The sequence below is a fragment of the Streptomyces sp. NBC_01217 genome, from assembly GCF_035994185.1.
Lineage (GTDB): Bacteria > Actinomycetota > Actinomycetes > Streptomycetales > Streptomycetaceae > Streptomyces.
The window spans coordinates 1,072,912-1,099,690 of sequence record NZ_CP108538.1; the positions used below are offsets into that span (position 1 = coordinate 1,072,912).

At 67.0% G+C, this 26,779-nt stretch carries 20 protein-coding genes and 5 pseudogenes; 16 read left to right on the forward strand and 9 right to left on the reverse strand.

What is annotated here, in order from left to right:
- Positions 1-34 precede the first annotated feature (34 nt).
- Together OG507_RS04475 and OG507_RS04480 are read left to right on the forward strand one after the other, a co-directional pair.
- Positions 35-1,399, forward strand: a complete 1,365-nt coding sequence (locus OG507_RS04475; protein ID WP_327365816.1) for a dipeptidase — start codon at positions 35-37, stop codon at positions 1,397-1,399.
- Positions 1,400-1,546: 147 nt separating this feature from the next.
- A pseudogene (locus tag OG507_RS04480) lies at positions 1,547-2,041 on the forward strand (MBL fold metallo-hydrolase); the annotation flags it as partial.
- Here the strand turns inward: OG507_RS04480 and OG507_RS04485 are convergent.
- Positions 2,000-3,037: an NUDIX hydrolase gene (locus OG507_RS04485; protein ID WP_327365817.1), complete on the reverse strand. Its 1,038-nt coding sequence runs from the start codon at positions 3,035-3,037 to the stop codon at positions 2,000-2,002. The pseudogene OG507_RS04480 and the gene OG507_RS04485 sit on opposite strands and share 42 nt — an antisense overlap.
- Positions 3,034-3,777, reverse strand: a complete 744-nt coding sequence (locus OG507_RS04490; protein ID WP_327365818.1) for a hypothetical protein — start codon at positions 3,775-3,777, stop codon at positions 3,034-3,036. The genes OG507_RS04485 and OG507_RS04490 overlap by 4 nt, the downstream gene beginning before the upstream one ends.
- A gap of 173 nt (positions 3,778-3,950) precedes the next feature.
- On the opposite strand from OG507_RS04490, the gene OG507_RS04495 reads away from it, so the two are divergent.
- The 3 genes from OG507_RS04495 (at position 3,951) to OG507_RS04505 (ending at position 7,303) form a co-directional block, all read left to right on the forward strand.
- Complete coding sequence (locus OG507_RS04495; protein WP_442810942.1) at positions 3,951-5,003, forward strand: ISAs1 family transposase; 1,053 nt, start codon at positions 3,951-3,953, stop codon at positions 5,001-5,003.
- 516 nt (positions 5,004-5,519) lie between these two features.
- A complete protein-coding gene (gene ltrA, locus OG507_RS04500) occupies positions 5,520-6,989 on the forward strand; it encodes a group II intron reverse transcriptase/maturase (RefSeq protein WP_327365820.1) in 1,470 nt (489 codons plus the stop codon).
- The gene (locus tag OG507_RS04505) at positions 6,956-7,303 is read left to right on the forward strand and encodes a hypothetical protein (protein WP_327365821.1); all 348 of its coding nucleotides are present in this window, start codon (positions 6,956-6,958) and stop codon (positions 7,301-7,303) included. The genes ltrA and OG507_RS04505 overlap by 34 nt, the downstream gene beginning before the upstream one ends.
- A gap of 197 nt (positions 7,304-7,500) precedes the next feature.
- On the opposite strand, the pseudogene OG507_RS40330 reads toward OG507_RS04505, so the two are convergent.
- From OG507_RS40330 to OG507_RS04515, 3 genes and pseudogenes are all read right to left on the reverse strand, one after another.
- A pseudogene (locus OG507_RS40330) lies at positions 7,501-7,811 on the reverse strand (transposase); the annotation flags it as partial.
- Positions 7,812-7,925: 114 nt separating this feature from the next.
- On the reverse strand, positions 7,926-8,612 hold the full coding sequence (locus OG507_RS04510; protein ID WP_327365822.1) for a DedA family protein: 687 nt from the start codon (positions 8,610-8,612) through the stop codon (positions 7,926-7,928).
- Between the two features lie 5 nt (positions 8,613-8,617).
- The gene (locus OG507_RS04515; protein WP_327365823.1) at positions 8,618-9,391 is read right to left on the reverse strand and encodes a hypothetical protein; all 774 of its coding nucleotides are present in this window, start codon (positions 9,389-9,391) and stop codon (positions 8,618-8,620) included.
- Positions 9,392-10,294: 903 nt separating this feature from the next.
- Here OG507_RS04515 and OG507_RS04520 point away from each other — a divergent pair.
- The 6 genes from OG507_RS04520 to OG507_RS04545 all read left to right on the forward strand — a co-directional run bounded on the left by OG507_RS04520 (position 10,295) and on the right by OG507_RS04545 (position 16,182).
- Positions 10,295-11,002: an SDR family NAD(P)-dependent oxidoreductase gene (locus tag OG507_RS04520; RefSeq protein WP_327365824.1), complete on the forward strand. Its 708-nt coding sequence runs from the start codon at positions 10,295-10,297 to the stop codon at positions 11,000-11,002.
- Between the two features lie 104 nt (positions 11,003-11,106).
- The gene (locus tag OG507_RS04525; RefSeq protein ID WP_327365825.1) at positions 11,107-11,952 is read left to right on the forward strand and encodes an NAD(P)-dependent oxidoreductase; all 846 of its coding nucleotides are present in this window, start codon (positions 11,107-11,109) and stop codon (positions 11,950-11,952) included.
- 53 nt (positions 11,953-12,005) lie between these two features.
- Positions 12,006-12,611, forward strand: coding sequence for a TetR/AcrR family transcriptional regulator (locus tag OG507_RS04530; protein WP_327365826.1), 606 nt, complete (start codon positions 12,006-12,008; stop codon positions 12,609-12,611).
- Positions 12,612-13,370: 759 nt separating this feature from the next.
- A complete protein-coding gene (locus tag OG507_RS04535; protein WP_327365827.1) occupies positions 13,371-13,937 on the forward strand; it encodes a VOC family protein in 567 nt (188 codons plus the stop codon).
- Positions 13,938-14,004: 67 nt separating this feature from the next.
- The gene (locus OG507_RS04540; protein WP_327365828.1) at positions 14,005-14,694 is read left to right on the forward strand and encodes an alpha/beta fold hydrolase; all 690 of its coding nucleotides are present in this window, start codon (positions 14,005-14,007) and stop codon (positions 14,692-14,694) included.
- A gap of 645 nt (positions 14,695-15,339) precedes the next feature.
- Entirely contained in the window at positions 15,340-16,182 is an 843-nt protein-coding gene (locus OG507_RS04545; protein ID WP_327365829.1) for an IS5 family transposase, read from the forward strand.
- A 23-nt stretch (positions 16,183-16,205) separates the two neighbouring features.
- Here the strand turns inward: OG507_RS04545 and OG507_RS04550 are convergent, their stop codons facing one another.
- Complete coding sequence (locus OG507_RS04550) at positions 16,206-17,027, reverse strand: IclR family transcriptional regulator domain-containing protein (RefSeq protein ID WP_327365830.1); 822 nt, start codon at positions 17,025-17,027, stop codon at positions 16,206-16,208.
- A gap of 566 nt (positions 17,028-17,593) precedes the next feature.
- Between OG507_RS04550 and OG507_RS04555 the strand changes: the two are divergent.
- From OG507_RS04555 to OG507_RS04570, 4 genes and pseudogenes are all read left to right on the forward strand, one after another.
- Positions 17,594-18,970, forward strand: a pseudogene (locus OG507_RS04555) (IS1380 family transposase).
- 921 nt (positions 18,971-19,891) lie between these two features.
- Positions 19,892-21,553 (forward strand): CocE/NonD family hydrolase, encoded by a 1,662-nt coding sequence (locus tag OG507_RS04560; RefSeq protein WP_327365831.1) that lies wholly within the window; start codon positions 19,892-19,894, stop codon positions 21,551-21,553.
- Positions 21,554-21,631: 78 nt separating this feature from the next.
- Positions 21,632-21,787: a hypothetical protein gene (locus tag OG507_RS04565; protein ID WP_327365832.1), complete on the forward strand. Its 156-nt coding sequence runs from the start codon at positions 21,632-21,634 to the stop codon at positions 21,785-21,787.
- Between the two features lie 1,091 nt (positions 21,788-22,878).
- Positions 22,879-23,445 (forward strand): VOC family protein, encoded by a 567-nt coding sequence (locus tag OG507_RS04570; RefSeq protein WP_327365833.1) that lies wholly within the window; start codon positions 22,879-22,881, stop codon positions 23,443-23,445.
- Positions 23,446-23,631: 186 nt separating this feature from the next.
- Here OG507_RS04570 and OG507_RS04575 read toward each other — a convergent pair.
- Positions 23,632-23,827 (reverse strand): annotated as a pseudogene (locus OG507_RS04575) (IS5/IS1182 family transposase); the annotation flags it as partial.
- 288 nt (positions 23,828-24,115) lie between these two features.
- On the opposite strand from OG507_RS04575, the pseudogene OG507_RS04580 reads away from it, so the two are divergent.
- Positions 24,116-24,942 (forward strand): annotated as a pseudogene (locus OG507_RS04580) (transposase); the annotation flags it as partial.
- A gap of 85 nt (positions 24,943-25,027) precedes the next feature.
- Here OG507_RS04580 and OG507_RS04585 read toward each other — a convergent pair.
- Both OG507_RS04585 and OG507_RS04590 read right to left on the reverse strand, forming a co-directional pair.
- Entirely contained in the window at positions 25,028-26,209 is a 1,182-nt protein-coding gene (locus OG507_RS04585) for an ISAs1 family transposase (protein ID WP_442810943.1), read from the reverse strand.
- Between the two features lie 131 nt (positions 26,210-26,340).
- Positions 26,341-26,751, reverse strand: coding sequence for a hypothetical protein (locus OG507_RS04590; RefSeq protein ID WP_327365835.1), 411 nt, complete (start codon positions 26,749-26,751; stop codon positions 26,341-26,343).
- Positions 26,752-26,779: the final 28 nt, after the last annotated feature.

Sequence of the window (26,779 nt, forward strand, 5' to 3'; positions counted from 1 at the left end):
TACACATAACGTCGCACCCACGAGGAGCGTGCCCATGACCGCCCGTCCGATCTCCGAGACCATTGCCTCGCTGATGCCCCGCGCCAAGACGGAGCTGGCCGAGCTCGTGGCCTTCCAGTCGGTGGCGGATCCCGCGCAGTTCCCGAAGAGCGAGTGCGAGGCGGCCGCCAACTGGGTCGCCGACGCGCTGCGCGCCGAGGACTTCCAGGACGTCGCCCTGCTCGACACCCCCGACGGCACCCAGTCGGTCTACGGCTTCCTGCCCGGCCCGGCCGGCGCCCCGACCGTGCTGCTCTACGCGCACTACGACGTGCAGCCGCCGCTCGACAAGTCCGCCTGGGTCTCCCCGCCGTTCGAGCTGACCGAGCGGGACGGCCGTTGGTTCGGCCGCGGCGCGGCCGACTGCAAGGGCGGCTTCATCATGCACCTCCTCGCCCTGCGCGCCCTCAAGGCCGACGGCGGCGTCCCGGTCTCCGTCAAGGTGATCGCCGAGGGTTCCGAGGAGCAGGGCACCGGCGGCCTGGAGCGGTACGCCGAGGCGCACCCCGAGCTGCTGACCGCCGACACGATCGTCATCGGGGACACGGGCAACTTCCGGGTCGGTCTGCCGACCGTCACCGCGACGCTGCGCGGCATGACGATGCTGCGGGTCACGCTGGACACCCTCGAAGGCAACCTGCACTCCGGACAGTTCGGCGGCGCCGCCCCGGACGCGCTGGCCGCGATGATCCAGCTGCTGGCTTCGCTGCGTGCCGAGGACGGCACCACGACCGTCGACGGGCTCACCACGGACACCGAATGGGAGGGGCTGCAGTACCCGGAGGCCGAGTTCCGCAAGGACGCCAAGGTTCTGGACGGCGTCGGGCTGATCGGCACGGGTACGGTCGCCGACCGGATCTGGGCGCGGCCCGCCGTCACCGTCATCGGCATCGACTGCCCGCCCGTGGTCGGCGCGACCCCCTCGCTGCAGGCGAGCGCACGGGCGCAGATCAGCCTGCGGGTGCCGCCGGGCCAGGACGCCGCGAAGGCGACCGAGCTGCTGACCGCACACCTTGAGGCGCACGCCCCGTGGGGAGCCAGGGTGTCGGTGGAACGGGTCGGCCAGGGCCAGCCGTTCCGCGCGGACACCTCCAGCCCGGCGTACACCTCGATGGCGCAGGCGATGGAGGCCGCGTACCCCGGCGAGAAGATGCAGACATCCGGGATGGGCGGCTCGATCCCGCTCTGCAACACCCTCGCGGCCCTCTACCCGGAGGCCGAGATCCTGCTGATCGGCCTGAGCGAGCCGGAGGCGCAGATCCACGCGGTGAACGAGAGCGTGTCGCCCGAGGAGCTGGAGCGTCTGTCGCTGGCCGAGGCGCTGTTCCTGCGGAACTACGCAGAGTCCAAGCGGGCCTGATTCCGCGTCGCCGATGGCGCCGTGCCCTGCGGACCCCCTGTCCGCAGGGCACGGCCTGCGACGGCGGGACAGCGGATTCGGCGGTACGTCGCCGCTCATCGCCTCCTGACGTAGAGCGAAGACGGCCCGTGGCGCCGAACCCGGCCCGCCCAGGAGCTCGCCGACCGGCACGGCGCTGAGATCCTGGCCCATCGGCTGGATGCCCCGGTGATCCGTGGCGAGGAAGAGATCGCGGACCCTGTTCTGCTGGACTGGGAACGCCCGTTGTACGAGCATGCGCTGACCGTGCCCCCGGCCCCGCCGACCCGCGTCGACCGCGAGCCGGCCGACGGCGACGAGATCGGCTTCGGACCGGGGGCCCGGGTGGCCCACTCCCCCGGCCACACCCCCGGTTCCATCAGCATCCATCTGCCGCGCCACGGAGTGCTGTTCACCGGCGACTGCGTGGCCGGGGTCGGCCGGGTGATGCTGGGCGTCCTCAACATCGACCGGGCGCGGGCCGTCGCCTCGTTCCGGCGGCCGGCCGTGCTGGAACCGGCCACGGTCTGCTTCGGGCACGGCGATCCGCTCACGGTCGACACCGCGGCGGTGCTGCGCGCCTCAGCCGACCGGGACTCCGGCCTCCAGGTTGAGCACGGTTGACCGCTCCCGGGCGCGCAGCGCCCAGCGCAGCCGCTCGTACCGGGTGGGGGGCAGCATGGTTGCCGCCTCCTCCTCGGTGACGAACCGCCAGCCGCGCAGTTCGGAGCCGGGCAGCAGCAGCCGCTGGGCGTCCGTACCGGGCAGCAGGCCTCCGTCGAAGAGCATCCGAAGCCCCCCGTAGCCCGGTGGTTGTGGCGCCTCCCAGTCGATGACGAGCAGTTTCGGCACCCGGTCGAGGCGGACGCCTATCTCCTCGGCCACTTCGCGGATGCCGGCCTGTGCGGGGGCCTCGCCGGACTCGACCACTCCGCCGGGGAACTCCCAGCCGGGCTTGTACGTCGGGTCTACGAGCAGTACCCGGTCCTCTTCGTCGAAGAGGAGCACACCGGCCGCGACGGTCTCCGCGGTCGGCTCCGGAGTCTGCACTATCTCGCATGCGGTGGCCGCTCCGGTGCGGACCGCGTCGGCTATCCGCTCGGCCGTCTCGTGCGCGGTGAGCGTGCTGGTGTCGATGGTGTGGGCGTCCCGGGAGAGCCAGCCGAGCGCCGCCTGGTAGGGCTCGATGTGCTCATGGGCCCACTGGCGGATCCGTTCGCTGTGCTCCGGGTCGTCGGCGAACTCCACCCGGTCGGCGATCCGTTTGCGCAGGATCGTTTCCTCAGGTGAGAGCAGGACATGGCGCACCGGAATGCGCCGGGAGGCCAGTCCTCCGAAGATCTCGTCGCGGTACTCCTGTCGCAGCAGCGTCATCGGCACCACCAGCACCCCGGACACCTCGGCGAGCAGGGCCGCCGCGGTGTCCACCACCAGACGCCGCCAGATCGGCAGGTCCTGGAAATCCGTCACCTCGGCAAGTCTCTTCTGGGGCAGCAGATACCGCAGCCCCGCGCCGATCAGCCCGGGGTCGTAGAACGTGCTGTTCGGGATCAGATCGACCAGCTCGCGCGCGGCGCTCGTCTTGCCCGCGCCGAACGCACCGTTGATCCAGACGATCACTCGTACTCCAGGATGGGAAGGCCGCTGAACAGCGGCGGAGCCGGATTCGCAGGGCCATCTGGGAGAGGCATGGGAAAGGTTGGCGTCCACAGCCCGGCCCCCACCACTTCCTTCTCCCACACTCTCTGGAGATACCCAACTATCCGCTCCTCCATCGCGAGTGTTACCTCGCTGTAGGTGCCCTCCACTCCCGGCAGCTCATGGCCCATCCGCTCCTCGACTGCCACCCGTGGGATGTCGCCCGGCTCGTCCAGCTTCGCCTTGTGCCAGTGCCGCAGCCGATAGATGTCCTCTACGGCCATCTCCTCGACGGCCGGCAGCGCTGGCCGCGCCCACCGCTCGTACCGAGGCCGGGACGCGCGCTCCTCGGCGCCGTCCCGGATCGGGAACCAGTAGGTGTTATCGAAGTCCGTGCTCAACAGCGGCTTGCCCTGCATCGACAGGAACATCCACGGCTGGTCGTGCGACGCCAGGAGGGTCTGGTGCATCTCGTGCAGGAACGGCGGGATGACGGTCGTCCTCCAGCTGTCGTACTTCGGCGCAGCCAGCACTGCTCTCTTGTCGGCCCGATAGGTCTGGTACTGCACCCGGAGAGCGTGGAGGGACTCGTACCGCTGGAGGGCCTCCTCGCGCAGCTCGGCGTCCGGCTCGGAGGCGGGCCAGTACGGCGAGGCGTAGCCTCGCTGCCGTCCGAACATCTCGCCCGGCGGCCGCAGTCCGGTGAAGGCGATCAGGGGCATTGCATGTTGGGGATCGGTCCGGTTCGCCGGTCTCGTGCATGACGTGACGTCATGTCCCGGCCTGGGCAGGGATGTACCCCAGGAAGCAGAACAGGCACGGCGCCGGTGATCATGTGGTTGTCGAAGACCCATGAGAACCGGGCGAGACCGTGCCTGCCCGAACATCATCACCCATGCCCTCCGGGCTGGGACAACTGGCCCTCCCGAACCTTCACGGCACCCCGCAGGACGCCGCTGACCTGCGTCGGTTCCTGATCTGGGTGCCTGATCCACGCGGCCATCGAGGACGGCGGTATCCGATGCTGCCCTTGTTGTGTGCGGCCGCCGCGGCCGTGCTGGCCGGCGCCCGCTCCCTCATCGCGATCGGCGAATGGACCACTGACGCCCCGCCGTCCGTCCTGGCCGATCTCGGCTTCCCGCCCGATGCGCTCACCGGCATCCGAGCCGTACCGCATCCGGCCACCATCCGTCGTCTGCTCCAACGCCTCGACGGCGACGCGCTCGACGCGGCGATCGGCGCGTACCTCCGGGCCAGAACAACACCACCGCAACCGTCCGAACCGCCTTCGAAGCCCGCGCTGCGGGCGATCGCGGTCGACGGCAAGACCGTCCGCGGCTCCCGCACCCGCACCACGACCGCGATCCAACTGCTGGCCGCGATGGATCACCACGGCGTGGTCCTGGCCCAGCGGCAGATCGCCTCCAAGAGCAACGAGATCCCCGCCTTCCAGCCCCTGCTGGACACCATCGACCTCACCGACACCTTGCTGACAGGCGACGCCCTGCACACCCAGCACGCCCACGGCGCCTACCTCCGCAAGCGGGGCGCCCACTTCCTGGCCATTGTGAAGAAGAACCACTCTGGGTTGTACGCGCAGGTCAGGAAGCTGCCCTGGGCCGACATCCCGCTCGACCACTCCACCCGCGACCGGGCCCACCACCGCGACGAGATCCGTCGGCTCAAGGTCGCCGCGTTCCGTCACCTCGACTATCCCGGCGCCCGCCAGGCCATCCAGATTGTACGGTGGCGCCGCGAGTTGAGCACGGGGAAACTCACGATCGAGCGCGTCTACCTGATCACCAGCCTGACCGTCTTCGACGCAACCTGCACCGAGCTCGCCACCTGGATCAGAGGCCACTGGGGCATCGAGGTGCGCCATGAGGCGCTTTGTTTCCGGACGGGGGTGAGAGACCCCCGGCGCCTGGCTGTCGCAGCAGCCGGGTGAAGCAGAGGGCAGCCGTCATGCCGTAGGAAGCGTGGGTGTGGCGGTGGCAAGCGGCCCTGACACCGTCGGGTCGTGCGGGTACTACCAGACCGTGCGGGCCCGGCCAGCGACTCACGAAGGGATACGAGAGGAACCGGTGCTTGACGCCTCGTTAGCCAGAACCGCTCTCAAACCTGGTGGATATGGGGCGGGAGTGCGGTGCGAGCCGGGCTGTTTCGACAAGCAGGCTTCCGTCCTTCGCGGCAACCGGCTGCGGTGGACAGGTCGTCACGTGTGTCTGCGGGCGTGACGAAGACCGCCGGGGTATAGCCGGGTCCCTCCCGTGAGAACCGGGACAAAGTGAACATGGGAACCATGCAGGGTCTGCCCTCCCCGCTCCCCAGCCGGGGGATGGGTGGCAGGCGCGCTGTCCGCTGTCGGGCCCTGTGTGGGGCGGAGCGGTCGTAGTACTCCGAGGACGGTAACGCCGTCCGCATGGGGAAGGACCGCAGCGAGTCACGTAGATGAGGAGAGGAAATGGCGGGAGATACGCCGGGGAACCCCGGCGTTCCCGAGGCCGCCGCGTATGCGGTGGCCTCGCGGGTACTGCGGATTCAGTCCAAGCTGCACGATCGGGCGGTGGCCGACCCTGGCCGCGTGTTCGACGATCTGTTCAACCTTGTGGCAGACCCGGCGTTCCTGCTCGAAGCATGGCGCCGGGCCAGGACGAACAAAGGAGCGCGGACAGCCGGGATCGACGGCTGGACCGCTCCCGGGATCGAGGCGTCCGAGCACGGTGTGCTCGGGTTCCTCGACCAGATCCGCGCGGACCTGAAGGCGCGGACGTTCGTCCCCCTGCCCGTGGCCGAACGCATGATCCCGAAATCCAACGGGAAGATGCGCCGTCTGGGCATCCCGACCGCGCGAGACCGCGTGGTGCAGGCCAGCCTGAAACTGGTGCTCGAACCGATCTTCGAGCCCGGATTCAGCTCGTCCAGTTACGGGTTCAGGCCCGGCAGGCGAGCACAGGACGCGATCGAGGACATCATCCACCACGCCCGCTCGGGCTATGTGTGGGTGTTCGAGACCGACATCGCCGCCTGCTTCGACGAGATCGACCACACGGCCCTCATGGACCGGGTGCGTCAGCGTATCGGCGACAGGCGAGTCCTACGGCTGGTCAAGTCCTTCCTGCACGCAGGGATCCTGACCGGGGAGGACACCCTGCGGGAGACCGTGTCGGGGACGCCGCAAGGCGGGATCCTGTCCCCGTTGCTCGCGAACATCGCCCTGGGCGTGATCGACGAGCACTTCGACGCGAAGCGACGAAGCCTTTCCAAGGAATGGCACCGGCGCCGCCACCGCCGCGAAGGGGGAGCGACTTACCGGCTGGTCCGGTACGCCGACGACCTCGCCGTTATGGTGTTCGGCACCCGGGAGCACGCTGAAGCACTCCGCGACGAAGTCACAGGCGTTGCCGCCACCATCGGGCTGCGTCTGGCCGAGGACAAGACCCGAACCGTCCATCTCGACGAGGGTTTCGACTTCCTGGGCTGGCACATCCAGCGCCACACCCAGCGGGGCTCGAACCGTCGCATGGTCTACACCTATCCCAGCGACAAGGCCGTCACGTCGGTCAGGTCCCGGGTCAAGGAACTGACCGGACGGCAGACAATGAACATGGACCCCGGCACAGTCTTCACCCTCCTGGGGCAGAGACTCCGGGGCTGGACCACCTACTTCCGCCACGGCGCATCCAAGATCACTTTCAGTGAGCTGGAACACTACCTGTGGCACCGTGTGTGGAAGTGGCTCCGCCGACGCCACCGGCGCCGGCACTGGAGATGGGTCACCCGCACCTACGGCAGCCCCCACAACCGGTGGGGCTTCACCGCCGACGGCGTGGAACTGTTCAACCCCGCGAAGGTACCCATCCGGCGATACCGCTACCGGGGCAACACCATCCCCACCCCGTGGTCCGCACGACCAGCCCACACCACCACCTGAGGGACTCGTGGAGAGCCCGGTGCCGGGTAACTGGCACGCCGGGTTCGGACGAGCGGCCAGGGGAAACGCCCGCCAGAAACGACGGAAACGCGCCCCTGGCCGACTCGTACAACCTCCTGCACCACGTCCGGGACCACACGTTCCGCGAGGACGACTCCAAGGTCCGCACCGGCACCCTGCCCCGCACCATGGCCTCCCTGCGCAACCTCGCCATCAGCGTCTTCCGCCAGGACGGCCAGACCAACATCGCCGCCGCCCTCCGCCACACCAGCCGCGACTACCACCGGCCCCTGTCGGCCCTCGGCCTCACGTGATCAACCCGGACAGATCGCGATCACGCAATGCCCCTGGCTGCTCCCTTGGGGCGTGAGGTTGGCTGGGCGGCCGATAGGGCCTGGAGTTTGGGGTGAGTGGGGTTGGCCGGGCGAGCAGGCGGGGTCGCCGGTGTTGGCCGGCGCGCCGGGTGCGCTTCGTGAGCATTACTGAGGTGGTCAGGCTGGGGCCCGGTCCTGGTCCTGGCCAGGCATCCGTCGACGAGTTGGTGCTGGAGTTGGACGTGTCTGAGGCCTCGGCGGCGCGTTCGGGTGACGTGGTCCGGAGCCTCGGAGGCGGTGTTCGCCGTTGGGCCGCGCCACAAAAGTGACCAGACGCTCTCGACGGGGTTGAGCTCCGGAGTGTACGAGGGCAACTGGAAAACGGTGAACCAGTCGTGTTCGGCCGCGTACTTCTTCATGCGACTGTGCGATGGGTGTTGAGATTGTCCCAGACCACCACGATCGGGCCGCCGAGCTGGATGTGCGCGCGGACCAGCAGGTCGCGGTGGTCGGTCTAGGTGTCCGTGAGGCGGGCACCAGACCGAATCCTGGCAGCACGGGTCCATGGCCAGTGGAGGGTCCAGCGGCACCAGGCCCACTCCACAGCCTCGAATCGCATGACTCATCTCTCCTGTGAATGCGCGAAGTTGTCCGCCGCTTCCGGCAGACGATGCCGGGGCCAGCCGGACGCCACGACTGTGGACTTGGTGGGCCGCCGGCGGCGACGCGCAAGGACCCTCATGACGACGAGGACCGGCACGATCACGGCGACGAGCATGGCGCCGCTGACCAGACCGGCTGTGTGCAGCAGCTCGGTCGCGGCACCGGCGAAATAGCCGAGCAGCACCGTGCCGATGCCCCAGACCAGCGACGCCACGGCGCTGTAGAGGAAGAAGCGGCGGTAGGGCATGCCCGATGAGCCGGCGGCGTAGGGCAGGAAGGTGCGCGCGAAGCCGATGAATTTGCCGGCGAAGACCGCCGCCCCACTGTGATGGGTGAGGAAAGCCTGGGCTCGTCCGTCGCGGTGGCGGCCGGGGATCCGCGGCGTCCATCGCCGGCCGGGCCGCCGCGCGCACCGACGGCCCAGGGCGTATCCGAGGTTGTCGCCGGTGACGGAGCCCGCGACCACGACGGCCGCGAGTACCGGAGTGTTCAGATCGCCCTGGGCGGCGATGGCCGCCGCCAGCAGGACGGCGGCTTCCCCAGGTACCAGCAGTCCGACGAAGGCGCTGGTTTCACCGGCCGTCAGGATGAACACTGCGGCGTACGACCACCATCCCGCCGTCTCGATCACAGCGTTGAGGTGCACGGCCGTCAGCCCGCTTGCCGCGACGGCGCGGTGTCCTGGGTGGGAACTCGTGCCAGTGTTCCGGATCGACGAGACCGCAAGGGAACCACCCGCCCCTGTGGATCCCAGGCATCCGCGGGGCAGCGGCGCCGCGCCTCCCGCCCCGCGAGCCGTCCCGCGACGAACCAGGTCAGCAGCGGTACTACTGCGGCGAACGTGGCGGCGAGCTCAGGGTGGGGGGAGGTTAGGACGCACGTCGCGACGGCGCTCAGCGCTGTCACCACGACGGCAATGCGTACGCGGCGCGACGAGATGGCGGTCACCACCGCCAGGGCCATGATCAAGTACCAGCCCGTGAGCGCGCCCGGCAGCGCCAGGTATTCGCGGAAGAGACTGCCCTCGTGCGCCCGGAGATGTTCCAGCGGCGCCCAGCAGGCGTAGGCCAGCCCGGCCCCACTGGACAGCAACAACGCCAGGGCGGTACGGGCGTAAAGCACGGGCCGCTGCTGCGCCAGCCACAACAGGACCAGCGCCGTCAAAGGCCAGGGAGCGAGGACGTAAAGGGAGGTCAGCACCTCCGCCGTGGCCATCCAGGCGAGGTCGGGATAGGGCTCGGCCCTGGAGGAGACCCCGAGGAGGGCAGCGTGGAGCAGCGCGATCGCCGCCGCTCCGGTGGCCATGTGCCGCAGGATCCTGGACAGGGGCGCCTCCCGCGTGCGGCCGTCACTGGACCGGCTTCCCCTTGAGCGAATGGAGGCCGGGGCGGCGGTACCCGGCGTCCTCGGGGCGTGGACTTCCACGGTTGACCACCTCACTTAGTTGCCGACGCAAGCATGTAAACAGTAGTTGACGCTTAAAGCAAGTCGGCTGCGAGGCGCGAGCGTCACCGGGCGCTCCCCTCGACAAGGCAGACCACCCCGGTGGCGCGCCTCGGACAAACCCGCAGCGCGCCAATGCGCCGGCTGCACACGGACCCCCGGCTCGACACGACCCCGGCTCAACACATCGCCACGGCTGCCTCGGACGCTCACCGGGCCGCTTGCGCGCGGCAGGGTGGATGCGCGCATACGACGTCGAAGCCCTGGCCCAGCACGGCACGAACCCCGTTCGAAGGATGTGCATGGGCCGTGACCTGGACACCACAGAAACCCATGCCAGCCGCACCCGCGGCCGATCCGGCCCTGCCGCAGGGTGAGCGGGCAAGGTGAAGTGAGACGGGTGGTGGGCCCTGGTCTCAATGGGAGGCCGGGCGATCGTGATCCACTCCGGGCGGGGCCTGGACTTGGCCCCGGCGGGACAGGCCTGTCGCTCACGCCAGCCCCTCGGCGACGGGGTCCCACGCCGAAATCCGGCGACGGTTCTTGCAATCGACAGTCCGAGGCAGCGCCATGAAGGGGATCCCAGAGATCCCGCAGGAGCCTTTGATTCGGTGGTCCCGCTGAAGCCCACGGTCACACCGCGGGCGCCGACCCCGCTTGACATCGCCATCGGACGGCTTGATCAGGGCATCGGCACGCGAGCTTTGCCGCAGTGCATGCCTCGCCGCCCGAAAATTAAGTAACTATCTATTGATATACATGGCATTTCGAGCCTACTCTGGCTGTAGGCAGCAGGCCGCGCAAGCGCCTGACCAGGCCGATCGCTACTGCCCCCCTCACTGCGCGGCCGATCCCCCTCATCACATCCGCAAGGAGAACAAAGCCATGACGACAACGCTCATCACCGGCGCGAATAAGGGCCTCGGGTTCGAGACCGCCCGCCAGCTCGTGGCCGCAGGTCACACCGTCTACATCGGCGCCCGGGACCCCGAGCGGGGTCGCCGGTCCGCCGAGCAGCTGGGCGCACGTTTCATCCAGCTCGACGTCACCGACGACGCCTCGGTCGCTGCCGCTGTCAAGGCCATCGAGGCCGACGGCGGGCTGGATGTTCTGGTCAACAACGCCGGGATCGAGCCGCGCAAGGCCGGCGGCGGCTTCATCCCTGCCACTGAAGTGACCGCCGACTCGGTGCGCACCGTGTTCGAGACAAATGTGTTTGGCCAGGTCCGGATGCTCCATGCGTTCCTGCCGCTGCTGCAGCGCTCCGCAGCCCCAGTGGTGGTCAACGTCAGCAGTGGCACCTCGCTGATGCGCGACCTCGTGAACCCGGACTCGCCGGCGCACTTCTACCCCGACATCGCCTACCCGTCCTCGAAGGCCGCGGTCAACATGCTCACGGTCCAGTACTCGAAGGCGTACCCCAGCGTGAAGATCAACGCCGTGGACCCGGGGTTCACTGCCACCGACCTGAACCATCACGCAGGCATCCAGACCGTCGAGCAGGGCGCCCAGGTCATCGTCCGGATGGCTCAGATCGGCCCCGAGGGCCCCACCGGCGGCTTCTTTGAGGCCAAGGGAACCATCGCCTGGTAGCCGTGCGGGCCCCGACAGCGGGCGCCTATCACGCCCCGATCCTACGAGTGACCGGAATCAACCCACCAACAACGTAAGGAGAACCGTAGTGAAGGAGCACCGTAGTGTCTGAACAGAACGTCAAGCCCGCAGTCGGGTTCATCGGCTTCGGAGACCAGGGCGCGCCCATGGCCCAGGCGATTGCCCACGGCGGCTACCCGCTCCACGTCTGGGCCCGCCGCCCCGAGTCGCTGAAGGTACTCGACGGATACCCGTGTGCCGCCCACGCAACGATCGCGGAGCTCGCCGCTGCGAGCGACGTCGTCGGGCTGTGCCTGCGCGAGGATTCCGACAACGTGGAAGTCGCCGTGCGGGGCGGGCTGCTGCAGAACATGCGCCGCGGCTCGGTACTGGTCAACCACGGCACCGGCCTTCCGCAGGCCGCCCGGGAGCTGGCGCAGCTTGCGGCGCCCTACGGGATCGAAGTCGTGGACGCACCCGTCAGCGGCGGGCACGCCGTCGCCGTTGCCCGCCAGCTCACCACGATCGCGGGAGGCAACCAGCAGGTCGTCGAGCGTGTGACGCCGATCTTCGCGACGTTCTCGAAGTCCGTCATCCACATGGGGCCGACCGGCGCAGGCCAGCACGGCAAGTTGTTCAACAACGCTCTGATGATGATGAACCACCAGAACGTCGTCGAGGTGGTGCGCCTGGCCCAGGCGCTCGACCTGCCGATCCAGTCCCTGCTGGAGGTGCTCCGCTCCGGTTCCGCAGCCAGCTTTGCGCTCCAGGCGATCGGCCCGTCCATCACCTCACAGAATGTCCGGCACCTGCAGTCGCTGGAGCTCATCGACATGGGGCTGTTCAGCAGCGCAGTCGAAGAACTCGGAGACCAGGCGACGACCGTCATCGATCGCGCTACGGCCGGCGCACAGGAACTCGACGAGCTCACCAGCGTCGTCGGAGCCTGAAACCGACGGGGCACCCCTCTAAATAACTAGTTAATGACGATAGGGTCGGAGCCATGCCGGAAAGCACAGTCGGGCGCAATCCACGTCGCCGCAACTCGCAGGCCACCAAGGCGCTCTTGCTGCGCGCTGCCACGACCGAGTTCGCCGAGCACGGGCTCGCCGGTGCGCGCATCGATCGCATCGCCGAGCGCGCCGGCGCGAACAAGCGACTGCTCTATGTGTACTTCGGCGACAAGAAACAGCTGTTCGACGCTGTCGTGCAGGAGCAGACCAAGGCCATCGGCGACGCGGTCCCGCCGCCGGACGGTGACCTGTGTGCCTTCGCAGCCGCCCGGTACGACTACATCCTGGCCAACCCCGAAGCTCGAAGGATCGCCGAATGGCGATCCTTCGAGCAGCCCGAACCAGCCGCGGCCGAGGTCGACAGCTTCAGGGACAGGGTCGCCGCGGTCGATGCAGCGCAACGGGCGGGCAAGCTCCGCGCGGACATTCCTGCCGTCGACCTCTTCGCGCTCGTGCTGCGCTTGACTGAGAGCTGGCTGAGCGCGCCCCCGGCTCTCAAGGCAGTCTGCGGGGAGAACCCCATGGCCGACGAGCGGCTCAGCGAGCATCGTGCCGCCATGCTTGAAGCAGTGCGCAGCGTCGTCGAACCGCGATAGTGAAGTCGCCGTGATCGTGGACAGCGAGTGATTACGCTGCGGGAGCGAGGGCTTGTGCTGCCAGGGCTCCGGGCCCTGGTTTCGACCGGGTGATGGCGTATCCGTGGACGGGTGCTTCCGCAGGCGCGTGCGGTTGTACGCGACCCCGATGAAGCGGAAGCCGTCGGCGCCAGCCGCCTCCTGGGATGCCCAGGTCGTGGTCCCGATCTCCGCTTTCAATAGCCCCAAGAAGCTCTCAGCTGCCGTGTTATCGCAACATGATTCCCGTTCTGCCCATTTTCTGCCGAAGACCCAGCCGCCTCTCAGCGGGCGGTATTCGCGTGAGGTGTATTCGGTGGATTCAACCGGTCGTCGCAACACTTGATCGTGGAGGTGTCGAATGAGACGGGCGTCCGGCGAGGCGGGTCGCCGGGCAGTGCCCCGATCCGTCGGGGCGTGGAGCGTGCGTGCTGCGACGAAGATCGCCTAAGGGCTCACGAGCCAGGATGCCGCAGTCCCGTGCGGCGCGTCCGGCCAGGTCGGTTCACGGTGACTCCGGGAACGTCCGGACTTCGCGATGCTCCTTCGACCCACCGGGCATCTGCCTGGGTGAAGCGGTGCCATCCCTGAAAATCCAAGGTCCTGGCGGTACGCGCTGAGGCGTCAAAACTCTTGACAAGGCCCCCGCTCCGGGTCAAGGTGAGCGACATAGTCCGTCTGGCGGACACGTGTCCGCTCGTCATCATGGACGGGCTTCAACGAGTGAAGGAGGAGTCGGCGATGGAGCAGACTCTCCCCGCGGTCTCCGCGGGTATCGACCGGAATGCGCTTCCCGCACGGTTGCATCACAACGCATTCGTGACCGAGGATCAGGAAGCCACTCGCGCTTTCTACGAGGAGCTGATCGGCCTGCCGCTCGTGGCGACGTGGGCTGAGGTGGACGAGCTGTTCGGCAAGGAGCGCACGTATTGCCATACCTTTTACGGGCTTGGCGACGGTAGCGCCCTCGCCTTCTTCCAGTTCGCCGACCCGGACGATCAGGCGCTCTTCGGTCCCAAGATGCCCAAGTCGCCGTTCAGCCACATAGCGCTGAAAGTGAGTTCCGAAGTTCAGCAGCATATCGCCGATCGGCTCACTGCTGTGGAATGGGACCCCGAAGAAACGTACGTGCTGGAACACGGCTACTGCCGTTCGCTTTACACTCGGGACCCCAATGGTCTGCTGCTGGAGTTCACCGTCGATGCCGAGAACGTTGACGCCATCAACGACGCCCGGCTGCGCAGCGCCAGGGACGATCTGAAGCGCTGGCTGGCTGGGGATTACAGCAGCAACAACGACTTCCGCTAAGCATGTTGCAGCTACCTGGTGCCCGAGCCGCGGGCACCAGGCCGTTCGAATAGGAACGAGTTCGGTGATGACGTCCCGCGTCAGCCTGCTTCTTGTACATGGCGCGCACCACGGAGCCTGGTGCTGGGAGCCCGTGCTGGCCCGGCTCTCCGAGCACGGCATACCGGCTCAGGCTGTGGACCTACCGCTTGATGGGTATTCATCGGACGTGGCGACCGTGCGCTCCGCCGTGCAGGAGCTCCGAGCGGATGGTCCGGTAGCCGTTGTGGCCCACAGCTATGCCGGCATAGTAGTGGCTGCTGCTGCCCACGCGGCCTCGCGTCTCATCTTCGTAGCGGCTCGACTGCCTTTGCCCGGCGAATCCCAGGCCGCACTTCACTGGAACTTGCCAGGCTTGCGCGAGGCGACATCCGTGGATGGCGATGGATGGGCGCACCTGGGTCCGGCAGCCCGTGATTTCTTCTATTCGGACTGCCCGAGCCACGCCGCCGACTTGGCCACGTCGCGGCTGCGTCCCATGCGCAGCGTCGTGCCTACCGATCCGCTCGAGATGCCGGCCTGGACAACTGTGCCGACGGCGTACATCGTGTGTCGCCGTGACAAGGTGGTACGTGTGGATCGCCAGCGTGAGCGAGCCGCATTGGTCGACGATGCCTATGAACTCGACTGCGGGCACTCACCATTCTTTGCTCTGCCCGACGAACTGACCGGCTTGCTGATGGTCCAAGCTGCCAAGACAGCAACGCATTCGATGTAACGGTCATCAGTTTGGCCCGGAGGGTGTGTCTGCCTGCTCCGAACCGAGGCGAGTCCGTTCAGCCGCCGCGGCCCTCATCGAGCACCGGCCGAGCAATGAGAGATCGCCGCCGACGTCAAGGCCGCCGACGATGACGGTCCTCGGCCGGAGGCGCGGATCTGCCTTGCAGACGTTGTCGGCCCGGCGTCCGGCCAGGAGCCGCGGCTTGAGTACCGTAGCCACTCAATCTGCGGACGGGTCGCCCTTGCCATGTTCGATGGTCCCCCCCAAGGAGGTTCGGACTCCGGCCTCGATGCCGTCACACCCGGACGGACCGCCGGAATGTACCTGTCTCTCGAAGCCTCGCCACCGAGACCGCGGGCAGGTAGCGAAGCTGTTCGCTGCTTCGTCTGCTGCCTGAACAGTGGAGCGACATCGCGGTCGGCGTGCCTGGAGGCCAGGGCTTGTGCAAGTTCCCGGGATCGCCCAACTGGCGTGAGGGTGGCCGCGGGTTGGGGCGGATGACAGAGCGGACCCGGGGTCCGTGATCATTCAGGTGTCTAAGAGGTCGCGCAGATAGGCGCGCTGGCAGTACCCCGGCAGCAGTACGGGCACAGGTCCTGGTGATCATGGAGTTGCGACGCTCTGTGATCACTGAGGAGAACTGTGCCCGCCGTGCCATCATGGCTCACCGAACCGCTCTGGGACCAATTCGCGGCCCTGCTGCCCGAGCGGCCGGAGTACCACCCGGACCGTCCACTCGGCTGCCACCGCCCGCGGATCAGCGACCGGATCATCTTCGACAAGCTCCTGCAACTGCTGCGCTTCGGCTGTTCTGACGAGGCGATCGCCGACACGACGTGCTCGGCCACCACGATCCGCAACCGCCGCGACGAGTGGATCCGACTCGGCGTCTTCGCCCGGCTCAAGCAGATCGCGCTGGAGTCCTACGACCGGATCGTCGGCCTCGTCCTCGACCAGATCGCCGTCGACGGCTCCATCACCAAGGCTCCCGGAGGCGGCGAGGTCGCCGGACGCTCACCAGTCGACCGCGGCAAACAGGGCCTGAAACGCTCAGGCATGACAGATGGATACGGCATTCCGCTGGGCCGTGTCCTGGCCGGCGCCAACCGCCACGACTCACCCCTACTCGCCCCGACCCTCGACCGCCTGGACGACCTGGGACCGTTACCCGACGGCATCACCGTGCACCTGGACGCCGGCTACGACTCGGACAAGACCCGCGCGCTGCTCAACGAACGCGGCCTCCACGGCCGCATCTCCCACAAAGGCGAAAAGGCGCCCATCCAGGCCAGTCAGAGGTGGCACGTTGAACGCACCCACGCCTGGCAGAACGCCTTCCACCGGCTCGCCCGCTGCTACGAGCGGCGCGCCACCGTCATCGACGCCTTCTTCGACCTCGCCGACACCATCATCACCGTGCGCAGCCTGATCCGACGAGCATGGACGACCCACCGCTGGGACGAACGCCCGAACCGCCGACCATGACCGCACGCCTATCCGCGCGACCTCTAAGGCTGGGCGCCCACTGCGGTCCGCCGCACCGCCCGTGGCAGAGCGTCCAGCCTGGCGAAGTCAACACTGATCTCGCCTGCGACTTGCAGAAGGAGAGGCAGGTAATCGTTGAGCAGCACCTCCACCGAGGTCTCGGCGGCGTGCGCATTGATGTTGACGCTGGCGATGACACGGCCTGATCCGTCGCGCAGCGGCGCGGCCACTGATCGGATACCCCTCGCCAACTGCTCGTCAGTGAGCGCCCAGCCGCGGGCGCGAACCTCCCGCAGCTCCGCCTTCCATTCATTGGGTTCGGGCTGCCAGACGGGAACCAGGCCCGACCGGCTCGGCTCGGAAAGGACGCGGTCCGCCTCATCCTGCGGCAAGGCAGCCAGCAGCACCTTGCCGAGCGAAGTCTGCAGCGCGGGGAACTTGGTGCCGACCTGAACGGAGAGGGTGACGATCTTGGGTACGGACACACGTGCGACGTAGACAATGTCCGAACCGTCGAGCTGCGCAATCGAGCAGGACTCGTTGGTTCGCTCCACCAGCCACTCCATATGCGGCCGCGCCACCTCCCAGAGCCCCATCGACGTGGTGTAGGCGGTCCCCAGTTCCAGCACACGGGGAGTGAGCATGAACCCGCCGGCTTGCTGGCGCACGTAACCCAGCTCGGTCAGGGTGAGGAGAATCCGCCGCGCTGTCGGCCTGGCCAAGCCTGTCGCGTTGGCCACATCTGTCAGTGACATGAGGGGCTGGCGGGGTTGGAACGCCGTGATCACTTCCAAACCTCGGGCGAGCGCCTCGATGAAATCGGGTCCGGTTCCTTCGCGGGGCATGGGCGCTCCTCATGATCGCAAGGGCTCGGCTGTCGAGCCCCTCTGTTGTCCGCGATGCGGACGCCTAGGGCACCGACTCTACGCAGTGGGCTGGCGCTGTGGTACTGCCCGGGTCACCCATGAAGACCCTCTGACCGCTAACCGGACACTGCAGCCACCCTCTCGGTATGCGCCTTCTGCAGCCTGTCCGTGCCTAGGCAACTGACACAATGCGATCAAACGGGCGGACGGATGTCCGTTCGCGCGCGGGAGTGCGCGGCGGGAGAAGGCTGCCGAGCGCACGGGGACAGCGCGTTCGACTGCGCGGCACCGACGCTGCCAAGGCGATCGCCTTGGTTCTGTGAGGCAGAGCAATCGCCCCATGGAGTTCGACGATGGGCCTGTACAAAAAATCCGCACAGGCCGCGGAAGACGCTCTCGCACGTCGAGCTGGCTACCGCCTAACCTCGCGCTTTCATGAAGCGGGCTGTCCGACGGGTGGTCAGGTAAGCGAAAAGTGCCTCTGACCAGCAAGAATGAGGATTGTCGAGGTCCTTGTTCCTGCCACCGTCGGAGGCACTTCCCAGGTGAAGAAGCGTATCGGGTCCTATCCCCGCGTCCGTGTCGAGGGTGGTGGCCAGGCGGTGGTGTCTCAGGCCGGGGCCGTGCTGCTGGTCGAGACGGTCCGCAAGGTCGGGCTGGACCGGGCGATATCGACGGTGCTGACACCGTGGCGACGTCCGCGGGCGGTGCACGATCCGGGCAAGATCCTGCTGGATGTGGCCCTGGCTGTCGCGCTGGGCGGGGACTGTTTGGCTGACGTCGGGATGCTTCGGGCCGAGCCGGCCGTGTTCGGGCCGGTGGCCTCCGACCCGACGGTCTCCCGCCTCATCGACACCCTCGCCACGGCCGGACCGAAGGCCCTCCACGCAATACGGGCAGCGCGGGCCGAAGTCCGCGAGCGTGTCTGGAACATGGCCAAGAACGCGGCCCCGGACGTCTCAGGACAGGTGATCGTGGACCTGGACGGAGTACTCGTACTGGCCCACTCCTAGAAGCAGGACGCCACCGCGACCTGGAAAAAGACCTTCGGACACCATCCTCTGATGGCCTTCGTCGACCACAGAAGCGGCGGGAGCGGGGAGCCGGTGGCCGGCCTGCTCAGACCGGGCAACGCGGGCAGCAACACTGCCGCCGACCACGTCACCACCGCCCAACTCTCCCTGGCCCAACTGCCGAAGAAGTACCGGCGCGGACGCCAGACCTTGATTCGCACCGACTCCGCAGGCGGAACCCACGAGTTCGTCGCCTGGCTCTCGAAGCGGGGCCGGTGGCTGTCGCACTCGGTCGGCATGACCATCACCGACGCCATCCACCAGGCCGTCCTCAAGGTCCCGCCCGCCTCGTGGACGGTGGCCGTCGAGCCGGATGGTGAGATCCGCGGCGGCGCCTGGGTCGCCGAACTTGCCGGCGATGTCCTCCAGGGCTGGCCGGAAGGGATGCGGCTGATCGTCCGCAAGGAACGGCCCCACCCCGGTGCGCAGTTGCGGTTCACCGACGCCGACGGCCTGCGGCTCACCGCGTTCGCCACCAACACGACCGGCATCCCGATCGCCGCACTCGAACTGCGGCACCGCCAGCGGGCACGTGCCGAGGACCGCATCAGGGCCGCCCGCACGACCGGCCTGCGCAACCTGCCCCTGCACAAGACGGCACAGAACCAGATCTGGCTTGAGATCGTCCAGATCGCCCTCGACCTGCTGGCCTGGATGCCCATGCTCGCTCTGACCAGCGAAACCCGCAGGTGGGAGCCCCGTCGCCTCCGGCTCCGCCTCTTCTCCGCCGCCGCCCAGATCGTCACGACCTCCCGCCGCCGGCACCTGAGATTCGCACGCCACTGGCCCTGGACCGACGTGATCACCAACGCCCTGGCACGGCTCGAAGCTCTCCCCAACCCAGGCTGACCAGCACGTTTCCGTCCCTGCGAGCAGCACCCTCCCCCGACCGGAGCCGTAAAGCCCGGCGCCCACCCGACGCGACAGCCGGGCCCTCGGCCTGTCGGCCATCAGGCACAGGACGCGAAACGGTCCACCGACTTTGTCGGCGGACCGTCACGAAAGATCGAGGTTAATGGATCGACGGGTACAAGTACAACCACCGCCGGCTCCACGGTGAGATAGAGCACATCCCGCCCTCCGAATGCCAACTACTACCGCAACCACGAAACCCCAGATCAAGCCCCCAACTGAGATCTCTATCGAACCCCGGGTGGTTCATGTGTGCAAGGCTTGAACGTTTCCCCCGGGACGCTCTGTGTGCTGTAGCCGCTCGCCAAACGCGCGGTGAAGGATGTGCCGTTCGCGCGTGCTGACTGGCGAGGCCCGCTTGTCCGCGACGGGTTGGTTCGGTGGCTGGCATTCGCGGTGGCCGGCAGTCATGCCCACGGTCGCCCTGAAGGCGTGATCGAACGCATCGCGTACACGGGCATGGCCAGGGTGCACCTCCAGACGCCATGACCTGGGCATCACCGAGAATCATGCGCCATCGATATGGCATGTATACGTCATAACACAGTCGCACCCGAGAACCGCGACGCCCTGCCGTCGGCGAATACCTGCCCGTGACCGCAAGCCGACAGATACCGCCTCCTACCCCGACCGTCGGCATTCTCGCATATCGGTCCATATTTCCACTTATCGGATGCTGTCACTAGGTCCCACACGTTCGTTCGCCTGGCGAAACGACTGCCGCCCCGACAAACACCGATCCGACTACTTGACACCCGGCACCCGCCGGGCTCAATGTCTGACGCATAGCGGATGTTTGTCCGCACAGCGGTCAGCGTGGGCTGGCCACGAATTCCCTTTGCCCTTCTAGGAGCCGCCATGACCGATGACCTGGTATACCGCGCTGGTAGTCGACCCGAAGAAGGCGGATACCCCGGCTTCGCACCTGAGACGCTTGAAGAAAACGGCATGCTCATCGAGAAGGATGTGGCGATCACTCTTCGCGATGGTGTCGTGATCTATGCCAATGTCTTCCGTCCCGTTGGGCAAGACAATCTTCCGACCCTCATCGGATGGGCCCCATATGGCAAGCACTCCCCCATCCAGTGGGATCTCTATACGGATGCCGGGGTCGACGGCAGCAGAATATCTCGGTGGACTGCCTTCGAAGGCACCGACCCCACGTGGTGGTGCCCTAAGGGATACGCAGTGGTGTTTCCGGATATTCGGGGCTCGTGGCACTCAGGCGGGGACCTGGTAGTCGCGTCACATCAGGAGGCGCTCGACGCCTGTGACGTGATCGAATGGGCCGGCACCCGACCTTGGAGTAACGGCAAGGTGGGACTGGCCGGAGTTTCCTACCTCGCCTGGTCCCAGTGGTACATCGCGGCGATGAAACCTCCGCGTCTCGCCGCGATCAACCCGTGGGAAGGGGTGACCGACTTCTACCGTGAATTCGCCTTCCACGGCGGCATCCCCGACACAAACTTCCTGCCCGCTTGGCAACTGGTCACGAGCTTCTCGGATCACCGGGTCGAGGACTGGCCCGAAATGATGAAGCGCCACCCACTGCTCGACGACTACTGGCGCTCAAAGGGCGCGCGCGACCTGAGCGCCATCGAGGTTCCCGCGTATGTTGTGGCGAGCTGGAGCGACCATGGTCTGCATAGCCGGGGCACCCTGGAAGGCTTCCGCCGAATCAGCTCCGACCACAAGTGGCTCGAGGTTCACGGGCGCAAAAAGTGGCAGTACTTCTACGAGGAGAGCAGCTTCGCCCGGCAGCTGGCCTTCTTCGACCGGTTCTTGAAGGACGGCGTGGGCCACAACGAGGTCGACGAGTGGCCCCAGGTACGGCTGGAGGTCCGCGACCGCGCGTACGAAGGCACCTTCCGCGCAGAGCAGGAGTGGCCACTCTCCCGCACCAGGTACACCGAGCTGTACCTGGACACCACCGCGGGCAGCCTCTCCGACAAGCCACTCGAGACCGCTTCGAGCAAGAGCTACGAGGCTACGGACGACGACGGCCGCCTGGTGTTCGACCACACCTTCACCGAGGAGACCGAACTCACCGGATATGCCAAGCTCCGGCTGTGGCTGGAGATCGACGAGGGGAGCGACGCCGACGTATTCATCGGCCTCGAAAAGCTTGACGCCAACGGCAACGGAGTTCCGTTCCCCTTCTTCTCTGCGCTCAACGACGGCGTCGTAGCGCTTGGTTGGCTTCGAGCCTCCCACCGGGCCCTGGATCCCGCCCGGTCGATGCCATTTCAGCCCGTGCATCCGCATGACAAGGAAGTACCGATGGCGCCAGGCCGGCCGGAGCCGCTGGAGATCGAGATCTGGCCCTCCTCGACGCGCTGGCAGCCAGGCGAGACCCTGCGTCTGATCGTCCAGGGCAGCGACCTGCGCAAGTACGAGACAGGAACCCACACCAATCGCCATGATGATCGGCGCAATACCGGCCGGCACATTGTGCACGGTGGAGGGGCCTACGATTCATACCTTCTCGTTCCGGTCATCCCCTCCCCCGACGGGCTGTAAGGGCTCCTCGGCGGCGGGACGAGTATCTGACATCTCAGCTCATCCGTCGGCGAGCCCTGTTTGTTGGAGTACCTGCCGTTGGACGAGATTCTCGCTGATTGTCAGCGCGGCGGCAACGGACGGGCCGACTACCTCGAAATCGCCGCCATTGCCGCGCGAAGCCAGCGGTCGTCGCCGACCCGTACGGCAAGAATATGGGCAACCAAAGGCGTCCTCACGCGGATAAAGCGCTGAAATGTTGCGGTGCTCCGTGTGGTTGAGCAGAGGACGCGTACGCCGTCCAGAACAACGAGGCGCCGATCATCAGCCATTCGGACCGTTGAAGCATCCGCGCTTGCTTTTGGTTCGCGGCAGTTGGCGGTCGGGGGAGATTCTCGGCGTGCTGCCGCACTTGCCCGGGTCCCTGCCCGACGCAGGAGGTTGGCTCTGGTGTTCTCCGCCGAGGAGACCGACGATTATCTCGAAATGAGCGCAGCGGCTCGTCTGGCCAACTGCCTTTGTAATGGCGAATGACCTGACCAATAGCCAGCCAGTGCGCCTCAGATGGTTCAGACCGTGGCGTCCGGTCAGGACCCGGTAATGGTGAAAAGGTAGAACCCGAATCCACCTGATACAGGTCGGGCCCCTCTTGCACTCTTCCCGTAGCCGGCAGTCCTGTTCCTCCATCTCGGCCGGAGTGCGTTGCGGTTCGACTGGGGAGCCGGTAAAGCCCGGACTGCGCCCTCTAGTAGTCCGCGGGGGTACCGGCCTGCGTGTGGTGCCCAATTCGCCCCTTTGGGCACTGGCAAGCGCCATACGACGGCCGGCAGCGGGGCGCTCGACCGGCAGCCGCCTGCCGTGAACAGCGGACAGGGCATTACTGTGGGGCACGAAGACCTCTGTGCGGTGTATTCCTGGACAGCTCCACCGCACGGAGGTCTTCGTCGCGCTCAAGGCCTGTCGATGCCACGCCGCGAGCCACGGATGGAGAGAGGTGTCACGCCCGCCGATCTGGCGTCCGTACGCACGGCCGCTAGATGGACTCCATGTGAGCAGGCCGCCAGCGTCACCCGGTGCGCCCACGGCGAAAACCGATGATCAGCCTCCCCTGGGGTTGACCTCTCCATGGATGGCTTGCTCACAGCGTCGGCGCTGCTTCGCGGCGCTCGTCCCCTTCGATAGGGCTCAGCAAGGACCCCAGCAAGGGGGGGAGAGAACCACGCGGTTACGCGCTCTTGACAGCTCCTCAATCCAGAGTGAGGGTGTGCAGTAGGTCCGCTAGGCGGACTGATGTCCGGCCGTGCATTGGGCGACCCGACGATTCACTCACCAAAGAGGAGCATGCAATGACGCAGACTCTGCCCGGGATCGACACCGGCATTGACCAGAGTGCGCTTCCCTCGCGGCTGCATCACAACGCGTTCGTCACCGAGAACCAGGAAGCCACGCGCGCCTTCTACGAGGACCTGATCGGTTTGCCCCTCATAGCCACCTGGACCGAGGTCGACGAGCTCTTCGGTAAGGAACGGACTTACTGCCACACGTTCTACGGTCTCGGTGACGGCAGCGCCCTGGCCTTTTTCCAGTTCGCCGACCCGGAGGATCAGAAGCTCTTCGGCCCCAAGATGCCCAAGTCACCGTTCAGCCACATCGCGCTGAAGGTGACCGCCGAAGTCCAGCAGCAGATCAAGGACCGGCTCGCGGGCGCGAAGTGGGACCCCGAAGAGACCTACGTACTCGAGCACGGGTACTGCCGTTCGCTCTACACCCGCGACCCCAATGGCCTTCTGCTTGAGTTCACGGTCGATGCGGACAATGTCGACGACATCGATGCGACTCGACTTCAGAGCGCCAAGGCCGATCTGAAGCGTTGGCTGAGCGGCGACTACAGCAGCAACAACGACTTCCGCTGATCGCCCGAGCCGCGACGGCACCTGCCCCGGTCCCCACTGTTCTGCGAATCGTGTTGCAAAGGGCCGTCATCAGGCAGCTTGCCGTGGGCGGCCCGCTTGTGCGCTCGCGCGCTGGGGTGAAGTCGTACATCTGGGGGCAGTCGCGGTGAGGCCGTCTCCCAGATGCCGGCACGCGCGCAGCATCGGCCGAGGCCGGTGACTCGGACGTCCGCGCAGTCCCCGGATGGGCGGTATGGCATTCAGCAGAGGCATCAGCTGAGTGACGTCGTGCTTTTCCACCGGTCAGCGACACGGCAAGCGGAGTGCATTGTCGGTCGACAATCACGTCGTTCCCGCTGCCTGGTCGGCCCCGGTGGGCCGGTGAAGGACCGGTGTGATCCCCCTAATCCGGGGTGTAGGCGGTTCGACCTCGCAAGGGTTTTGGCCGCTCTACGCCATGACGGATGCCTTGAGTTTCTCCCTGGCCCGTGAGGCCTCCTCAAAGAGCGGCACTGCCCCCGGCGGTTTCGCGGGGTGACGCAACCCCCGGGCCGATACCTCTGTTTCCCCTGGCCGTTCGACGTCTCTGTCAAGAGCGGCACGGCCCGTGACGAGAGCTCTGCCGGTGAGTGATTGGGGAATAGTCATCGAGTAGACCGGTGTTCGTAGCACCGGTTGGGAAGGCACGCCCGTGTTCACGGTAGTCAACGAAGACGGAACGACGCCACACGGCTCCTTCCTTGACGAGATCGTCCGCGAGGGCGCGGGGCGCATGCTGGCCGCCACGCTGGAAGCCGAAGTCACCGCCTTCATCCGAGTTGGCCGACCAGCGGGACGATTTCGGCCACCGTCTGGTCGTGCGCAACGGCTTCCATCAGCCGCGGAAGGTGACGACCGCAGCCGGGGCGATCGAAGTGAAGGCCCCGCGGATCAACGACAAGCGCGTTGACGAGGCCACCGGCGAGCGCAAGCGGTTCTCCTCGGCGATCCTGCCGCCCTGGGCGCGTAAATCCCCGAAGATCAGCGAGGTCCTGCCGCTGCTCTACCTGCACGGCCTGTCGTCCGGTGACTTCATGCCCGCGCTGGAGCAGTTCCTCGGCTCCTCCGCCGGCCTTTCACCGCGACGATCACGCGGCTGACCACGCAGTGGCAGGCCGACCACAAGGCGTTCATGGACCGTGATCTGTCCGCCACGGATTACGTCTACGTCTGGGCTGATGGCGTTCACCTGCGCATTCGCCTGGAGGAGGCGAAGGCTGCCGTCCTGGTCATGGTTGGCGTGCGAGCGGACGGCACCAAGGAACTGATCGCGATGGCCGACGGCTATCGCGAAGCGGCGTGGTAACCGCGTGCGCTCGCAAAGCCATTCTGACCTGTGATAACAGCCGATCGTCACCTCCGAGGCATGGGCGGGCCTGCTGCGGTACTGCGCCCGCTGGGGCATGCGCGCTCGGTTTCTGGAACGCGTTGAACGAGGTGTTCCCCAATACCCGCCACCAGCGGTGCTGGGTGCACAGAAGCTGTAAAGAATCAAGGTGTTGCTTCTGTGACACGTGGGGTGTCGCCGCAGGGGCATTGCGTGATCGCGATCTGTCCGGGTTGATCACGTGAGGCCGAGGGCCGACAGGGTTCGGCGGTGGTCGCGGCTGGTGTGGCGGAGGGCGGCGGCGATGTTGGTCTGGCCGTCCTGGCGGAAGACGCTGATGGCGAGGTTGCGCAGGGAGGCCATGGTGCGGGGCAGGGTGCCGGTGCGGACCTTGGAGTCGTCCTCGCGGACCGTGTGGTCTCGGACGTGGTGCAGGAGGTTCTCGATGCCCCGGTGGCCTCTGATCCAGGTGGCGAGCTCGGTGCAGGTTGCGTCGAAGACGGTCAGGCTGGTGATCAGGTAGACGCGCTCGATCGTGAGTTTCCCCGTGCTCAACTCGCGGCGCCACCGTACAATCTGGATGGCCTGGCGGGCGCCGGGATAGTCGAGGTGACGGAACGCGGCGACCTTGAGCCGACGGATCTCGTCGCGGTGGTGGGCCCGGTCGCGGGTGGAGTGGTCGAGCGGGATGTCGGCCCAGGGCAGCTTCCTGACCTGCGCGTACAACCCAGAGTGGTTCTTCTTCACAATGGCCAGGAAGTGGGCGCCCCGCTTGCGGAGGTAGGCGCCGTGGGCGTGCTGGGTGTGCAGGGCGTCGCCTGTCAGCAAGGTGTCGGTGAGGTCGATGGTGTCCAGCAGGGGCTGGAAGGCGGGGATCTCGTTGCTCTTGGAGGCGATCTGCCGCTGGGCCAGGACCACGCCGTGGTGATCCATCGCGGCCAGCAGTTGGATCGCGGTCGTGGTGCGGGTGCGGGAGCCGCGGACGGTCTTGCCGTCGACCGCGATCGCCCGCAGCGCGGGCTTCGAAGGCGGTTCGGACGGTTGCGGTGGTGTTGTTCTGGCCCGGAGGTACGCGCCGATCGCCGCGTCGAGCGCGTCGCCGTCGAGGCGTTGGAGCAGACGACGGATGGTGGCCGGATGCGGTACGGCTCGGATGCCGGTGAGCGCATCGGGCGGGAAGCCGAGATCGGCCAGGACGGACGGCGGGGCGTCAGTGGTCCATTCGCCGATCGCGATGAGGGAGCGGGCGCCGGCCAGCACGGCCGCGGCGGCCGCACACAACAAGGGCAGCATCGGATACCGCCGTCCTCGATGGCCGCGTGGATCAGGCACCCAGATCAGGAACCGACGCAGGTCAGCGGCGTCCTGCGGGGTGCCGTGAAGGTTCGGGAGGGCCAGTTGTCCCAGCCCGGAGGGCATGGGTGATGATGTTCGGGCAGGCACGGTCTCGCCCGGTTCTCATGGGTCTTCGACAACCACATGATCACCGGCGCCGTGCCTGTTCTGCTTCCTGGGGTACATCCCTGCCCAGGCCGGGACATGACGTCACGTCATGCACGAGACCGGCGAACCGGACCGATCCCCAACATGCAATGCCCCTGGGTGTCGCCGTGCGGTGTGCTGGCGTTCAGGAGCGTGTCGGCGCTGGAGTATCGCGTTGCGGATCGAGTGATGGCGTGGCCGGTCTCCTCCAGCAGTGGGCGGACCCAGGTCCTGGCAATGCCGATAGTTCGGCGGCTCACTTGGAACAGCTCGGCCACGACCTCCCAGCTGCAGACTTTACGCAGGCCGAGAATGACCGCCAGGACGCGTTCGGCATCGGTGATCTTCTCCTGAAAAATGCCGCCGCGGGCTCCGGGCCGCCGGTCGCCGCCGCGCTGTCGATGCTTGCGCCGCTCGGCCGCGGCGGCCTGCCTCAGTGACAGCCGCTCGATCAGCGCCGCCAGCTCCTCTCGGCTCACCTCGTCGACCCAATGCGAGATCCAAGTG

Excerpts from the sequence above, each read along its gene's own strand:
- ltrA (WP_327365820.1), top strand. The coding sequence starts at position 5,520 with ATGGCGGGAGATACGCCGGGGAACCCCGGCGTTCCCGAGGCCGCCGCG.
- OG507_RS04490 (WP_327365818.1), bottom strand. The coding sequence starts at position 3,777 with ATGCCCCTGATCGCCTTCACCGGACTGCGGCCGCCGGGCGAGATGTTC.
- OG507_RS04495 (WP_442810942.1), top strand. The coding sequence starts at position 3,951 with ATGCCCTCCGGGCTGGGACAACTGGCCCTCCCGAACCTTCACGGCACC.
- OG507_RS04475 (WP_327365816.1), top strand. The coding sequence starts at position 35 with ATGACCGCCCGTCCGATCTCCGAGACCATTGCCTCGCTGATGCCCCGC.
- OG507_RS04570 (WP_327365833.1), top strand. The coding sequence starts at position 22,879 with ATGACGCAGACTCTGCCCGGGATCGACACCGGCATTGACCAGAGTGCG.
- OG507_RS04560 (WP_327365831.1), top strand. The coding sequence starts at position 19,892 with ATGACCGATGACCTGGTATACCGCGCTGGTAGTCGACCCGAAGAAGGC.
- OG507_RS04540 (WP_327365828.1), top strand. The coding sequence starts at position 14,005 with ATGACGTCCCGCGTCAGCCTGCTTCTTGTACATGGCGCGCACCACGGA.
- OG507_RS04535 (WP_327365827.1), top strand. The coding sequence starts at position 13,371 with ATGGAGCAGACTCTCCCCGCGGTCTCCGCGGGTATCGACCGGAATGCG.
- OG507_RS04585 (WP_442810943.1), bottom strand. The coding sequence starts at position 26,209 with ATGCCCTCCGGGCTGGGACAACTGGCCCTCCCGAACCTTCACGGCACC.
- OG507_RS04520 (WP_327365824.1), top strand. The coding sequence starts at position 10,295 with ATGACGACAACGCTCATCACCGGCGCGAATAAGGGCCTCGGGTTCGAG.
- OG507_RS04550 (WP_327365830.1), bottom strand. The coding sequence starts at position 17,027 with ATGCCCCGCGAAGGAACCGGACCCGATTTCATCGAGGCGCTCGCCCGA.
- OG507_RS04530 (WP_327365826.1), top strand. The coding sequence starts at position 12,006 with ATGCCGGAAAGCACAGTCGGGCGCAATCCACGTCGCCGCAACTCGCAG.